The organism is Paraburkholderia sp., assembly GCF_035501035.1.
Lineage (GTDB): Bacteria > Pseudomonadota > Gammaproteobacteria > Burkholderiales > Burkholderiaceae > Paraburkholderia.
This window is the reverse complement of sequence record NZ_DATJWR010000360.1, coordinates 1-14,639: the sequence shown is the minus strand read 5'-3', so window position 1 is coordinate 14,639 and position 14,639 is coordinate 1. Positions and strand designations below refer to the sequence as shown.

The window sequence follows — 14,639 nt, the reverse complement described above, 5'->3', positions numbered from 1 at the left end:
TCAAGGCTGTAACGCCCGCCGCACAGGCTATGAGGAGCCCAGGAGAAAGGTCGCGGTCGAGGCGGCAGAAAGCCGCATGGAATCGGCTCGGCGAACGCCACGCCGCATCACGCCAGGCAGCCAGTGAGTGAACCAAGCGCGAGCGCAACGGCCGCCCACACACCCACACAACACCGTCAGCCACCCGGTCAGCCGCCCGAAGCGAGCCCGCCCGGATGCGGCGCGAGCGGCTCGCTTTCCATATGGCGCATGCCGTGCGCGCAAAGCAGCCGGTACAGGGTCACGCGCGAGATGCCGAGTTCCTGGGCGGCGTCGCCGAGACGCCCGCGATGGCGCAGCAGCGCGAGTTCGATGGCCTGGCGCTCGGCGGCTTCGCGCGCCTGGGCGAGCGAGACCGGCACCACCTCGACGTAGTCGCCGAGTTCGAGATCGCGCGCCGTGATCGCGCGCCCCTCCGACATGACGATCGCGCGCCGCACGCGGTTGATGAGCTCGCGCACGTTGCCGGGCCAGCTGTAATTGTGCAGGGCCGCGATCGCGTCGGGCGAGAAGCCGCGCAGGCGCCGGCTGCCGTCCTTCTTGAAGCGCTCGAGCATATGCCGCGCGAGCAACTCGATGTCCTTGCCACGCGCGCGCAGCGGCGGCTCGTCGATTTGCAGCACGCACAGACGGTGATACAGATCCTGGCGGAAACGCCCCTCCACCATGGCGGCGCGCATATCCACATGGGTGGCCGAGATGATGCGCACGTCCACGGGGATCGACTGATGGCCGCCAAGGCGCTCGATCTTGCCCTCCTGCAGGAAGCGCAGCAGGCTCGCCTGGCTTTCCATCGGCAGGTCGCCGATTTCGTCGAGAAAGAGCGTGCCGCCGTTGGCCGATTCGACACGTCCGATCTTGCGCTGGTTCGCGCCCGTGAACGCGCCGCGCTCATAGCCGAACAGCTCGGATTGCAGCAGGTGCGGCGGAATCGCGCCGCAGTTGATCGGCACGAAAGGCGCGTTGCGGCGCGACGAGCGCTCATGGATCGCCACTGCCGTGAGTTCCTTGCCGGTGCCCGATTCGCCCGAGATGAACACCGGCGCATCGGTCATGGCGACCTTGCGGATCGAGCGGAACAGCGCCAGCATTGCCTCGCACGAGCCGACCATTTCGCCTTCGGTGCCGCCCGTGGTGTCGTTCGAGGCGACCTCGCCGAGCGAGACCATGCCGTATGCATGCCCCACCGAATCGACGATCCGGTCGCCGTTCCAGGGCACCGTTACGTAATCGAAACAGTAATCACGCACGAGCCGGCGCAGCGTTGCGTCCTGCAGTTGACCGGTCGTGGTCGCGGCAACCCAGCCCACGTTAGGCAACGTGAGGCACGGCTCGAACGAGCCGATTTCGTGAAGGTGAAATTCGCTGGAAAGATCGAGCAAACCGCCCGCTGGCGTACCCGTGCGCAGCGCCCGCCGCGCGTCCCGTGCATTGCCGACGATCTCCACCTGCCAGCCACGCTCGTGGAACCGCTCGTTCAACGCCTGGACCGGATTGCGCGTCACGTACACCAATTGCCGCGTTGCAGGTTCCATTATTCAGATCCTCTTGCCAACACTGTCGTTTCGGAATGACGGCACGCACCTGAATGTACAGACACGCAGCAAAAAGCGGCTTTCGCGAGCCACGTAAAACGCGAACGCACATGCTTTTGCTGACAGTGAGTCCCCGAGTTATGGCGTGTGTGTCAACGTGCCCATCAGCGGGCATTTCTTTTTGGCATGACGGCTTTTTCTGAAGCTTACTATAGCCTCGTGGCAATTGGATAGATTTTATGCAGATGGAATGGATTAGGGTCCGATGGAAATGTTTCCACTGCTTCCGGGTATTTTGTCAGCGTAGAAATAATTGCTGATGTTTCCATTCTCTGAATACTCCAACACCCAACGCGCAAACGTTCTCCTTTGAAACTTTCTGGCATTGCCGACGGGTTTAAACGGCCTCACGTTTCAGCGCTGAAACATTTTGGCGAAAATCCGCCATTCAAAAACTGCAGAAAATAGCGCGGCTCGAAGCGTATCAACGGATTGCGGGCGATGGCACATGTTTCGCTAAATGTCATGCACCAGGAGATACGCCATGCGACTCATCACCCAGCAGGTCCGGCGCAGTGTCATCGGGTACGGCAGCGCGTGTGCGGCCATGCTCGTGCCCGCCGTGCTCCTCGTTCTCGCACCCACCGTGCGCGCCCAGACGACGGACGAAGCGCCGGCCGCGCAAGTCGCCGTTGCCAGCGTCGCAATTGCCGCTCCGGATGTCGTTCCTGCAACACCTTCGGCGCTCGTCCCGGCCACGCTCAACGTGAGCGCGGCGGCCACCGACGACAGCAACGCCACGAGCGGCACGAGCGCCGCCAACGACAGCAACGCCGCGAACAGCACGAGCGCCACGGCTGACAGCGCCCGCCTCGCCGCCGACCCGGTCGCCTCCGGCGACGACGTCGTCTTCGCGGGCATCGGCACGCTCGACGACCAGACGCTTTCGCGCCAACGCGGCGGCGCGGTCGGCATGGTGATGGTGGCCGCCACGCCCCAACTGATGCGCGGCAACAACAGCGTGACGCTGTGGGACGAAATCGCGCCGCCGGCGCCGCTGCCGATCCCCGTCGACGCGACGCAGAACGCGCAGGGCAACGTAGCCAGCTACACCAGAAAGTAACGATGAGATAGCACCCCGCGCCGCATGCGGCGCGGTGTCCGGTGCGCGGCGCCTGAGCGCCGCGCCCGGCAAGGAGACCGAAATGGCAGCACGCAACACGACGTTCGGCGCGAGCCGGCGTTCCGTCCAGGCCGCAGCCGTCCTTTGCGGCGTCCTGGCGGCCGGCGTCACGGCGGACGTGACCGCCCAGCAGGTCGCCAACCCCGGCGACGTGATCGTCGAGCGCGACATCACCCCCCGCAGCGCCTTCGCCGACGTACCGAAGAACCAGGACCCGGTGCTCGTGCGCGCCACGACGTTTCCGGCAAACAGTTTCGATCCGGCAATCGCGACGCTCGTCTCCGACACAGACCTCACCAACGCGCGCGGCTCGAGCGGCGTAAACGCCAACGGCGCCTTGAGCGCGCAGTCCGCGGGCGTACAGGCGATCACGCGCATGCTCACCGGCAACGCGACCGGCGCCAACACGGCCGCGGGCCCCAGCGCCACTGCCGGCGTGGGCGGCGGCATCGGCGGCACGATTTCCTCGACGATCACGGGCGCGCTCGCCCCGCTCAGCGGCGCAATGGGAGGCATGAAATGAGCCGTTTGATCCAGACGTTGCGCACTTCCCCCAAGGCGCTCGCCTGCGCCGCCGCACTCGCCTTTGCCGGCGCCGCGCACGCGCAGGTCACAGTGGGTGCGACCTCGATCATCGCCCCGAGCGCCGCCACCTCGACGACAGGCGCGCTCACGGTGAACGAAACGGCGGGTGTCGACAACGCGCAGTCCAACCAGCTGATGATCACGAACAGCAATGTGGCGATCAACGTGAATGGCGATGAACAGCTCGCCACCGTCACGGCGCGCGTGAAAGACGCGAGCGTGACGATCGGTGCAGGCGCTTTTGCAAACACGACCGGCGCAATGATGGTGAATCAGTCGGCGGGCGTGGGTAATGTCCAGAGCAACACTGCCCTCATCGGCAATGGTGCGATTGGCGTGGTGGCGGTCACGGACGGAGAACTGTCCGCGGCAGCTGCCTCGAACGGCCATCAGGCTCAATTGGCCCAGGCAGGGGGCATTCGTGAGGTACGCATCGACAATGCGGCATTCAGGAATGCAACGGGCCTCGTGCAGGTGAACCAGACGGCCGGCGCCGGTAATGCTACGGCAAACAGTTTTGTGCTCCGTCCCCCGGCGGGCACTCTTTTTTAACTGACCACTCAGCATCGGAGCGAAATCATGAAGCGCACCCTCATCGCAGCGGCAGTTCTTGCGTCGGCGGCAGGTTCCGCTTACGCAGTTCCATCGAATATGGCGTATCTGTTCAGCTCTGCAAGCGTGACCGAAGGCGTCGGTATCGAAGGCTTTGTCCTGCTGTTCGGCTGCGTCTCCGTCTCGAGCACCGCCGGCGCTGTCATCAACAACAACCAGACCGCCGGCGGCGGCACGCTCCTTGCCCAGGCACAGAGCTACGAGAGCGGCAAGGTGACCACGACGTTCAACAATACCAACTGGAGCGTGTCGGGCACCGGCAGCAACTCGTTCTACAAGTACTCGAACTCGAGTTCGTCGAGCATGTCGTCCTCGTCGAGCAGCTCGTCGAAGACGCATAGCGTGAGCGCGTCGACCACGAAGAGCTCATCGAGCAACTCGAGCTTCGGCAAGAGCCTGAACGCGAGCGTGAGCGGCGACTATCACGTGAGCACGGACAGCGGCGGCACGAGCAACTCGACGACGTCCAGCATGTCCAGCGATACGGGCAGCAAGGGCAACACCAAGACGTACAGCAGCACCGGCAACAACACGTCGACGAAGTCGCAGAACGGCAGTGGCGGGTTCACGGTCGATGCATCGTGGTCGCACAGCGGCAACTTCCGCAACGGCTCGGCCGGTCTCACGGCCAGCGGCTCGGAAGGCACGTCGCATACGTCGACCAATGCACACAACAACAGCGACTCGACGCAGACCGGCTCGACATGGTCGAACATGAACAACAAGAACACGAGCAACAGCTCGACGAACGCCAATACCTCCTATGCCGACGGCACGGCCAGCGCCGCGCTCTCGGCCAACGTGAACGGTTCGAGCAGCAAGTCGAAGAGCTCGTCGAGTATGTACGGGCATACGTACAGCACCTCGAGCACCAGCTCGGACTCGCATAGCCACTCCTCCTCGAGAAGCTCGAGCTCGAGCAGCGGCTGGGGCTATAGCGTGAACGACACGTTGAACACCGTCGACGAGCGCACCACAGGCTCGATCACGGATCACATCAACACGCAGCAGGCAGGCACGCTCGACGCCAACACGGGCAACGGCGCCGCCACCGGTGTGACGGGCAACCTCGGCGTGAACATCGCGGAAGGCATCAACAACGCACAAAGCAACGATGTCGCGCTCGCTTCCGTCGACATGGGCGACGTCTTCGGCAACGCGCAGATCTATAACACGCAGGCGTCCAGCGGTCGCGCGAACGTGAAGAACTTCAATCTGAACGCGTCGGTTGGTGACGGCTCGCTTGCGGGCGTGTCGGGGAACGTCGGTGTGAACGTCGCATCCGGTATCGGCAACGCGCAAAACAACAGCCTCGCCGGTTCCGTGACGACGGCAACGCCGGGTTCGGCAGCGACGGTAGCCATGCTCGCGACAGACAACAACGTGCAAAACGCGAACATGAGCGCGACCGGCCAGTTCCAGGGGACGGCTAGCCTCGGCGCCAACACGCTCACCGGCGCGCAAGGCAACATCGGCGTGAACATCGCCGGCGGCATCGGCAACCTGCAGCACAACGGCATGGCCATTGCCGCGGTCAACAACGGCCACTAGCCACGGCTCGCAACACTGCAGGAACTGGGCGCAATCCGGTTAGTCACCCAGGCAGCAAGTCAGGCAGCACCACGCGCCGGCTGTCCCACCGCAGCCGGCGCGTGAACCAGAAGCAGCAATCCAGCTTCCACGGGACCAGGAACGCGCGATGGGACTGGAGCAGGCGCTCAGGCACCAGCCCCAGCCAGCACGCCGACTCTGGTCGACAGGAGACCACCATGTCCGGGTCCGTATCGTCCCCGGCGTCAAGGATGTGCGCGCTCGCGCTGGCGCTAGTCGCCAGCGCGAGCCTCGTGCCCGTGCGTGCGCAGTCGACACTCGATGCGACCCACCTCGTCGGCGTGCCGGTGAAGCTTCCGATCCACTCGATGCGGGACCTTCGCTATCGCAGCATCGTCAACCAGCAATACGACTACAGCTGCGGCGCCGCCGCGCTCGCCACGCTGCTGAAGTATGGCTATGGCATCGACATCCCTGAACCGGAGCTGATCCGCCGCATGATGGTGTTCTCCACGCCTGAAGTGGTCGTCAAGAACGGCTTCTCCATGCTCGACATGAAGAAGTTCGTCGAGACGATCGGCTTGCGCGGGCGCGGTTTTCGCGTCAACACCGACGCGCTCTACCACCTGCAGATCCCCGTGCTGGTGCTCATGAACATCGATGGCTACGAGCACTTCGTGATCGTCAAGCACGCCGAAAATGGCCGCATCTTCATCGCAGACCCCGCACTCGGCAACCGTATCGTCGCCGAGGACGATTTTGCGAAGACATGGAACGGCCTCGTCTTCGCCGTGCTCGGCAAACCGTTCCTGGAGGACTCTCCGCTGTTGCAGAACAACGAGTCGCTCGCGCTCAAGCTGCGCGAAAGTGCCTTGCTCAACGGCACGGCCGCGACCCCCTTCTTCGAATACGGCCTCGATAAGGCCGTCATGTTCTGAAGTCCGAAAGAATCATGAAACGCAACCTCTCACAGTGTGGCATCGCGGTAGCCGTCTCCGCGCTCGCCTGCGCTTTTTCGAGCGGTGCGCCAGCGGCCGAAAGCATCGGTGCTCCGCAGCCGGTGCCGGCGTTTCTCTCGAATGCCGACGGGCAAGCGCAGGGTATTCGCTGCGAAGCCGTCGGCGACGACGTGCTCGCGCATCAGACCGGCAAATATGCCGGCAGCGACATGATTTCCGGGTTCGTTCTGAACCTGCTTTCTCAGTGGCAATTGCCCAACGGCGCGACGGCAGTCGCGCAAGGCACGCTCGCGGTCGCCCAGAATGCGGCCAATCAGATGAGCGCGCAAGTGAAGACCTACGCGACCGTGATCGACCCGACACAGGGCGGCACCACCGGCGCGAAGAGCGGCGCCAGCCAGAACGCGTCGGCCACCGGCGGCCAGAACGTGTCGGTCAACGGCGTTTCGCAGATCACCCAGGTGGCCGGCAGCGGCAATTCGGGAGCCAACGCCGCAACCATCTCCTACAACAACAGCAACAACAACGGCTCGCAGATCGCCGGTCTGCAAGGCGGGAGCAATCAGCCGAGCGCGTCTGCTTCGAACGCGAACGGCAGCATAAAGGCGGCCATCTCGTTCGGCGGTAACGGCGTCAACGTAACGCTGCAAACACCGGCGGGCCTCGCCACGCAAAACATCGTGCCGGGCAACGCGCAGCAGGCTGGCGCCATCGCCCAGTTGCTCCAGATCGCAGGCAATAACCAGCAGGTCGCCAACCAGTTGCAACTGAGTCTGCAGACACAGCAGATGACGGCGCAAATGATCCGACAGACCGGCGTATTACAGGCTCTGCGCAATCTCCATTAACCGAGGGGCTCATAACGAGACGCATCACCAAGGAGAACACCACGCGGGCAACGGTCCCGCACGAGAAGCAGCAGTTGGAAGGAGGAGCATCGACGTGCGCGGGCGCGGAACCAGGGGGTTCCGCCAGGCGCCCGCATTCGATCCCGGGGGAAGAAGAATGAAGACGATGTCAAGGGCAGCCGCGCCACATGTGGCGCTGGCCGCCATTCCAGCAGCAGTCATCATGTTCGCGCTCTCGCAATCCGCCTACGCGCAAGCGCTACAAAGCCAGTCGATCGAAGACCGCCTCAATACGCTCATGCGGGTGGTCGACGAGCAGCAGCGACAGATTCAGTCACTCGAGCGCCAGGTGACGAACCTCGAAATGGCGCAACGCGGCCGCGGCATGCCGGGCGCGGGCGCGCCCGACGCGGCATCGGACGCAACGGTCGCCGAGCAACCCGGCGCCGACGGCTTGCCCGTGCCGTTGCCGCCGCTCGCCCAGGCGCTGCCGGGCGCGACGGCGCCGGGCGCCCTCACTGGCACGGCTACGGGCGTGCCGGTGAACCCGCCCTCGCCCGACGCCGGGCAGACCAACGGCTCGACCGGCACGTCGGCCGCGAGCGGCCCGCAGCAGGGCACGCCCGTGGGCGTCAACCCGAACGCCAATCCGACGGTAGGCGAGACGCAAAAGAGCGCCGAGCCCATGCGCACGGAGGCCGAAGAAGCGGTCGTGCAGAAGGAGCACGCACCGCTCTTCGACCACAAGCTCACGCTGGACTGGGGCATCAGCGACACCTATTACGATCGCCGCCAGTTGCAGCTCTCGGGCTTTCTCGCGCTCGATGCGATCTTCCTCGGCAACATCAATCTGGGGCAGACCAAGTCTCACCAGATCCAGGCCGATCTGGACACGCGCTACGGCGTGACCGACCGCATGAGCGTGGACGTCGACGTGCCGTATATCTACCGGCACAGCAACTTCATCGTGGGCGGAGCAGGCGGCTCGGCCAGCACGCTTTCGGATGCGTCGGTCAATTCGAACGACATCGGCGACGTGAACTTCGGGGTGTACTACCAGTTCCTGAAGGAAACCAACAGCCTGCCCGACGTGGTCGGCAGCCTGCGCGTAAAGACGCCGACCGGCAGCTCGCCGTTCGGCATCAAGGTGCAGGAGGTCACACCCGACAACACCAACCTCGTCGCGCCCAGCAAGCTGCCCACGGGCACGGGCTTCTGGAACGTGACGGCCGGTCTCTCGATACTGAAGACCTACGACCCGGTGGTGCTGTTCGGCAGCCTCTCGTACACGTACAACATCTCGCGCTCGTTCGCCGACATCTCCTCGGTGGTCGGCCAGACCGAGCCGGCCGATGTGAAGCTCGGCGACATCATCCAGTTCGGCGGCGGTGTCGCGCTCGCCTTCTCCGACAAGGATTCGGCGAGCATCTCGTACACCATGGCGATCGAGCCGCAGTCGAAGACCAAGGCGCCCGGCGGCTCGTGGACCAACGTGCCGGGCAGCGAGACGACCGCCTCGGTGCTCAACTTCGGCTTGAATCACGTGGTCAACAAGCACCTGACGATCAATGGCGCGGTTTCCGTCGGGCTCACGCCCGACGCGCCGAACTTCGTCGTCGGCGTGCGCTTCCCCTATACCTTCTGATGACATGAGGTCGATCGTGCGCGAATCCTCACATATGAGCGCCACCGTGACACCGCTCGCCGGAGCAGGACAGCGGCTCGCCGTGACAGGGCCGCCGCATCCCGGCGGCGCGGCGCTGCAAGGCGACGCGCCCGACCCCGGCGGCACGCGTGACGCGAAGCCGGCCGCGCAGCTCGAGCGCACGTTGCTGTATGTCGCGCGCACGCCGGACCCGCTGCTCGGCGCTTATTTGAGGAGCCGCGGCTGGGAGCTCGTGACGGCCCGCACGGCGCACGAAGCATCGCGGCTCGTGAAGCCGGACGCGTCCTATGCCGGCATTCTCGACCTCACGGGCTTCGCGCCGCGCGACTTCGCGGGGCTCGAGGCGATCCTGCGCCTGCAGCAGGTGGGATGGATTGCGCTCACCGACGACGCGCGCATCGCCGACGCCGAAGTGCGCCGGATGATTCGCCACTACTGCTTCGACTACGTGCACGTGCCGGTTGCGCACGCGACACTCGACTATCTCGTGGGCCACGCATACGGCATGGTCTCGCTGTGCGATCTCGACGCGCCGGGCGCCGACGCCGCGGCCCAGGAAGAAGACGAGATGGTGGGCACCTGCGAGGCGATGCAACAGCTCTTTCGCACGATCCGCAAGGTCGCCAATACCGACGCCAGCGTGTTCATCTCGGGCGAATCGGGCACCGGCAAGGAACTCACCGCGCTCGCGATCCACGAGCGCTCGTCGCGCCGCAAGGCCCCGTTCGTGCCGATCAACTGCGGCGCGATCCCGCATCATCTTCTGCAATCCGAACTATTTGGTTACGAGCGCGGCGCGTTCACGGGCGCGAACCAGCGCAAGATCGGGCGTGTCGAATCGGCTAACGGCGGCACGCTCTTTCTCGACGAAATCGGCGACCTGCCGATGGAAAGCCAGGCGAGCCTGCTGCGCTTCCTGCAGGAGGGCAAGATCGAGCGGCTCGGCGGTCGCGAACAGATTCCCGTGGACGTGCGCATCATCTCGGCCACCCACGTCGACCTCGAAGCAGCGATGCGTGATGGACGCTTTCGCGCCGACCTCTTTCATCGCCTGTGCGTGCTGCGCGTGGACGAGCCGCCGCTGCGCGCGCGCGGCAAGGACATCGAGATCCTCGCGCACCACGTACTGCACAAGTTCAAGATGGACAGCGCGCGCAGGATTCGCGGCTTCACGCCCGGCGCCATCGAGGCGATGTACAGCTACAACTGGCCGGGCAACGTGCGCGAGCTCATCAACCGCGTGCGCCGCGCGATTGTGATGGCAGAGAGCAAGCTGATCTCGGCGGAGGATCTCGATCTCGCGCATTGCACCGCGCAGCAGACGGTCACGCTCGCGCAGGCACGCGAGGCGGCAGAGCGCCGCGCGATCGAGACCGCGCTGCTGCGCCATCGGCACCGGCTCACTGAGGCCGCGACCGACCTCGGCATTTCGCGCGTGACGCTGTACCGGTTGATGGGTACGCACGGCCTGCGCGACGAGAAAACCCTGTTCGGCGGCGAAGCGGACAACCAGGCGGAGCCGCCGCCCAATGCCAATGCATAGGGCGGCAGCGAGTCGCACGACACCGCACGGCACGACACGACACGCCAATGAGCGAGCGCGCCGGGCCGGCTGGCGCGCTCAGGTAGAATCGCGGCGAACGGCTTACCACTTCGCCCCTCTACCCAACCGATGACGACGCTCACCCTCATCGTCGCCCGCGCCCGCAACGGCGTGATCGGCCGCGACAACGCGCTGCCCTGGCGGCTCCCCGAAGACCTCGCGTTCTTCAAGCGCACCACCATGGGCGCGCCCATCATCATGGGCCGCAAGACGCACGAGTCGATCGGCCGCGCCCTGCCGGGCCGCCGGAACATCGTCGTCACGCGCGACGCCGCGCGGCGCTTTCCCGGCTGCGACACGGCCACGAGCCTCGACGAGGCGCTCGCACTTGCCGCGCAGGACGAGGCGCCCACCGCGTTCCTGATCGGCGGCGCGCAGCTCTATGCCGAAGGGCTCGGGCTCGCGCATGAACTCGTGGTGACGGAAATCGCCGCCGACTTCGAAGGCGACGCCACTTTCCCCGCGCCCGACCTCGCCGTGTGGCGCGAGACATCGCGCGAAACGCTGCATGCGAGCGAGCCCAACGACTTCGACTTCGCGTTCGTGCGCTACGTGAGACGCGATTGATACCGCGGGCGGAAGCTGCCGCCCGCCAGGCAAAAAGCAAAACGGCACGCCTTGGCGTGCCGTTTTGCTTTCAAGCGCTGCAAATGCAGGTAAAGACGCCTACTGCCCCGCCACCGTCATGCGCTCGATCAGCACCGAGCCGGTCTGGCGCGTGCCGCGCGCAAGCGTATCCGAGCCCACCGCGACGATGTGGTGGAACATTTCCTGGAGCGTGGAGGCCACCGTGATCTCTTCCACTGGGTACTGGATCTTGCCGTTCTCCACCCAGAATCCCGAAGCACCGCGCGAGTAGTCGCCCGTCACGAAGTTCACGCCCTGGCCCATCAGTTCAGTGATCAGCAAGCCCGTGCCGAGCTTCCTGAGCATCTCTTCGAAGTCGTCTTCCGGATTCGTGAGCGAGCTTTGCAGATGGAGGTTGTGCGAGCCGCCCGCGTTGCCCGTGGTCTGCATGCCGAGCTTGCGCGCCGAGTACGACGAGAGGAAATAGCCCTGCACGACGCCGTCCTTCACCACCGAGCGGCGCTGCGTGCGCACGCCCTCTTCGTCGAACGGCGCGCTGCCGGCCGCGCGCGGCACGTGCGGGTCCTCGACGATCTGGATATGCGGCGCGAATACGGGCTTGCCGAGGCTGTCGACGAGAAACGACGTCTTGCGATACAGCGCCCCGCCGCTCACGGCCTGCACGAACGCACCGAGCAGGCCCGCGGCGAGCGGCGCCTCGAACAGCACCGGCACCTTGCGCGTGTCGAGGCTGCGCGCGTTCAGGCGCGAAAGCGCGCGCTCGGCCGCGTAGCGCCCGACCGCTTCCGGCGACGCGAGCTCCGCCGCGCTGCGGCGCGACGTGTACCAGTCGTCGCGCTGCATGTTGCGGCCTTCGCCCGCAATGGGCGCGCACGAAATGTAGTGGCGCGAGTACGGATAGCCGTGCAGGAAGCCGCCCGAGGTGGCGAGCACGAACTGCGAATGCTGCGCCGAGACGCTCGCGCCTTCGGAGTTCTTCACGCGCGAGTCGGTATCGAATGCGGCGTCCTCGGCGCGGCGCGCGATTTCCACGGCCTCGTCGGCCGAGAGATTCCACGGGTGGTAGAGGTCGAGATCGCGCGGCGCACTCTCGAGCAGTTCGCGCTCGGCGAGACCCGCGCAGTCGTCGTCGGCGGTGAAGCGCGCGATGTTGTACGCGGCCGCCACCGTGTCCTTGAGCGCCTGCGGCGAGAAGTCCGAGGTGCTCGCGTTGCCGCGCTTGTTGCCGATATAGACGGTCACGCCGACCATCTTGTCGCGGTTGTGCTCGATCGTCTCGACCTCGCCTCGGCGCACCGAGACGGACAAGCCGTCGCCTTCGGAGATCTCGGTCGCCGCGTCGCTCGCGCCGAGCGCCTTGGCGTGCCGCAGGATATCGGAGGCGATCTCCTTCAGTTCGTCCTGGGTGTGCGGGAAAAAACGCTGCCGGGCTTCGATGTCTGCCATTGTCGTTACGGTCCGGTTCTGGGCCGTGCGGCCCGCTGGTGTCGTGGTTCGCTGGTGGCCGCTCGGGTGCGACCGCCGGTGTCACCGCTGTTGCCACACGCTTACATTGTGGATGCTTCGGAACGCGCAGCGTTCGCGAAAGCGCATCCCGCGATCATAGCAAGGTATGCGAACGCGCATCACGCGCGCAATGGCTGCGCGTCGCTCGCGCTCGGTCGGCGCGAGCGGCCGGCCCGTTGCGTGTACCGCCGCACGCTACAATACGCCCCATGAAACGCAAAACCCGCATTCAACCGATGAACGACGCCGTCGCCGAACAGGACGACAACGGCTACGATCGCCCGAGCAAATCGCAGCTCAAACGCGAAATGGAGGCGCTGCAGGAACTCGGCGCGGCGCTCGTGGAGCTGCCGAAAGACGCGCTCAAGCGCATGCCGATGACCGAGGACGTGGCAGACGCCGTGCACGAGGCGCGCCGCATCACCGACCACGAAGGCAAGCGCCGCCAGCTCCAGTACGTGGGCCGGATGATGCGCGGCCTGAGGGAAGACGAAGTCGCCGCGCTGCGCACCGCGCTCGAAGAGCACCGCGGCGTGAACAAGGCCGCCACGGCGCGCCTGCACTGGATCGAGCGCACGCGCGAGAAGCTGCTTGCCAACGACGCCGCGCTCACCGAGTTCATCCGCCAGCATCCGGGCGCCGATGCGCAGGAAGGCCGCACGCTCATTCGCAACGCGCGCCGCGAGCAGGAGCAGGGCCGCCCGCCCAAGTACTTCCGCGAGCTGTTCCAGTGGATCAAGACCATGAGCGGCCGCAGCGAGGAAAACGAGGCAGACGCTGCGCACCTCACGGGCGAGGCCGAGGACCACGACGATGACGAAGCCTGAGCGAAGCCACCCCGACGAACTCGTGATCGGCCTCGTGTCGGTCAGCGACCGCGCCACGAGCGGCGTGTACGAGGACAAGGGCATTCCCTCGCTGATGGCGTGGCTCGGCAGCGCGCTCAAAACCCCGTGGCGCGCCGAAAAGCGCCTGATCCACGACGACGCGGCGACGATCTCCGCCACGCTCACGGCGCTCGTGGACGGCCTTGGCTGCGATCTCGTGCTGACGACGGGCGGCACCGGCCCCGCCCGCCGCGACGTGACGCCCGAGGCGACGCTCGCGGTGGCGACGAAGGAGATGCCGGGTTTTGGCGAGCAGATGCGCCAGATCAGCCTGCATTTCGTGCCGACGGCCATTCTGTCGCGCCAGGTCGCCGTGATCCGCGAAACCGACGACCACGCCGCGCTCATCATCAACCTGCCGGGGCAGCCGAAGTCGATCAAGGAAACGCTGGAAGGCTTGCGCGACGATCAGGGCGCGGTGAAAGTGCCGGGCATTTTTGCTGCGGTGCCGTATTGCATCGACCTGATCGGCGGCCCGTATATCGAAACCGATCCGAACGTCGTAGCGGCGTTCCGGCCAAAGAGCGCGCAGCGGGTGCCGCGCGCGTAAATTCAGCTTCCATGATCCTGCAGCGCGGCGCCGGCATGGCGCCGCCGCCGCGAACCCTTCAGCAGCCACAGCGGATTAGGGCCAATCAAAGCGCCGGACCAGCCTCGCCCGACGCCATATCCGGCGTCACGCCCGAGCCCGGAATCAGGAAGTGCTGGCGGTAGTACTTGAGTTCGTCGATCGATTCGTGGATGTCGGCGAGCGCCGTATGCATCGCGCGCTTCTGGAAGCCCTTGTAAATGGCCGGCTGCCAACGGCGGCAGAGTTCCTTGAGCGTGCTCACGTCGAGATTGCGGTAATGGAAAAAGCGCTCGAGCGTGGGCATCCAGCGCGCCATGAAGCGGCGGTCCTGGCAGATCGAGTTGCCGCACATCGGCGACTTACCCGGCGGCACGTACTGCGAGAGGAACGCGAGAATCTGCTCCGTGGCGCTCTCTTCGGTGACGGTCGAGGCGCGCACGCGCTCGGTCAGGCCCGAGCGGCCGTGCGTGTTGCGGTTCCATTCGTCCATGCGATCGAGCACCGCC

At 65.6% G+C, this 14,639-nt stretch carries 14 protein-coding genes; 11 read left to right on the top strand and 3 right to left on the bottom strand.

The annotated features are described in order from the left end of the window. Positions 1-188: 188 nt before the first annotated feature. Positions 189-1,574 (bottom strand): sigma-54 dependent transcriptional regulator, encoded by a 1,386-nt coding sequence (locus VMJ11_RS26235; protein WP_325623220.1) that lies wholly within the window; start codon positions 1,572-1,574, stop codon positions 189-191. Between the two features lie 544 nt (positions 1,575-2,118). On the opposite strand from VMJ11_RS26235, the gene VMJ11_RS26230 reads away from it, so the two are divergent. The 9 genes from VMJ11_RS26230 (at position 2,119) to VMJ11_RS26190 (ending at position 11,148) form a co-directional block, all read left to right on the top strand. Beyond that, positions 2,119-2,697 (top strand): hypothetical protein, encoded by a 579-nt coding sequence (locus VMJ11_RS26230; RefSeq protein WP_325623218.1) that lies wholly within the window; start codon positions 2,119-2,121, stop codon positions 2,695-2,697. Between the two features lie 82 nt (positions 2,698-2,779). Continuing rightward, positions 2,780-3,280 (top strand): hypothetical protein, encoded by a 501-nt coding sequence (locus VMJ11_RS26225; RefSeq protein ID WP_325623216.1) that lies wholly within the window; start codon positions 2,780-2,782, stop codon positions 3,278-3,280. Next, positions 3,277-3,894 carry a hypothetical protein gene (locus VMJ11_RS26220; RefSeq protein ID WP_325623214.1) on the top strand — a complete coding sequence of 206 codons (618 nt, stop codon included), beginning with the start codon at positions 3,277-3,279 and terminating at the stop codon, positions 3,892-3,894. Before VMJ11_RS26225 ends, VMJ11_RS26220 begins: the two co-directional genes overlap by 4 nt. 27 nt (positions 3,895-3,921) lie before the next feature. Further along, on the top strand, positions 3,922-5,505 hold the full coding sequence (locus VMJ11_RS26215) for a cell wall anchor protein (protein ID WP_325623212.1): 1,584 nt from the start codon (positions 3,922-3,924) through the stop codon (positions 5,503-5,505). A gap of 218 nt (positions 5,506-5,723) precedes the next feature. After that, positions 5,724-6,443 carry a C39 family peptidase gene (locus VMJ11_RS26210; RefSeq protein WP_414694474.1) on the top strand — a complete coding sequence of 240 codons (720 nt, stop codon included), beginning with the start codon at positions 5,724-5,726 and terminating at the stop codon, positions 6,441-6,443. A 14-nt stretch (positions 6,444-6,457) separates the two neighbouring features. Beyond that, positions 6,458-7,312 carry a peptidase C39 gene (locus VMJ11_RS26205; protein ID WP_325623210.1) on the top strand — a complete coding sequence of 285 codons (855 nt, stop codon included), beginning with the start codon at positions 6,458-6,460 and terminating at the stop codon, positions 7,310-7,312. 166 nt (positions 7,313-7,478) lie between these two features. Next, positions 7,479-8,957, top strand: coding sequence for a hypothetical protein (locus VMJ11_RS26200; RefSeq protein ID WP_414694475.1), 1,479 nt, complete (start codon positions 7,479-7,481; stop codon positions 8,955-8,957). 34 nt (positions 8,958-8,991) lie between these two features. Continuing rightward, the gene (locus tag VMJ11_RS26195) at positions 8,992-10,521 is read left to right on the top strand and encodes a sigma-54 dependent transcriptional regulator (protein WP_325623206.1); all 1,530 of its coding nucleotides are present in this window, start codon (positions 8,992-8,994) and stop codon (positions 10,519-10,521) included. 129 nt (positions 10,522-10,650) lie between these two features. Further along, positions 10,651-11,148 carry a dihydrofolate reductase gene (locus tag VMJ11_RS26190; RefSeq protein WP_325623204.1) on the top strand — a complete coding sequence of 166 codons (498 nt, stop codon included), beginning with the start codon at positions 10,651-10,653 and terminating at the stop codon, positions 11,146-11,148. A gap of 99 nt (positions 11,149-11,247) precedes the next feature. On the opposite strand, the gene pmbA is transcribed toward VMJ11_RS26190, so the two are convergent. Beyond that, on the bottom strand, positions 11,248-12,615 hold the full coding sequence (pmbA, locus tag VMJ11_RS26185; RefSeq protein WP_325623202.1) for a metalloprotease PmbA: 1,368 nt from the start codon (positions 12,613-12,615) through the stop codon (positions 11,248-11,250). A 269-nt stretch (positions 12,616-12,884) separates the two neighbouring features. Between pmbA and yjgA the strand changes: the two genes are divergently transcribed. Further along, positions 12,885-13,502 (top strand): ribosome biogenesis factor YjgA, encoded by a 618-nt coding sequence (gene yjgA, locus VMJ11_RS26180; protein WP_325623200.1) that lies wholly within the window; start codon positions 12,885-12,887, stop codon positions 13,500-13,502. Then, the gene (gene mog / locus VMJ11_RS26175; protein WP_325623198.1) at positions 13,489-14,112 is read left to right on the top strand and encodes a molybdopterin adenylyltransferase; all 624 of its coding nucleotides are present in this window, start codon (positions 13,489-13,491) and stop codon (positions 14,110-14,112) included. Before yjgA ends, mog begins: the two co-directional genes overlap by 14 nt. Before the next feature lie 85 nt (positions 14,113-14,197). On the opposite strand, the gene orn is transcribed toward mog, so the two are convergent. Continuing rightward, positions 14,198-14,639 (bottom strand): oligoribonuclease (gene orn / locus VMJ11_RS26170; protein WP_325623196.1); only part of this gene is annotated, 442 nt, incomplete at its 5' end.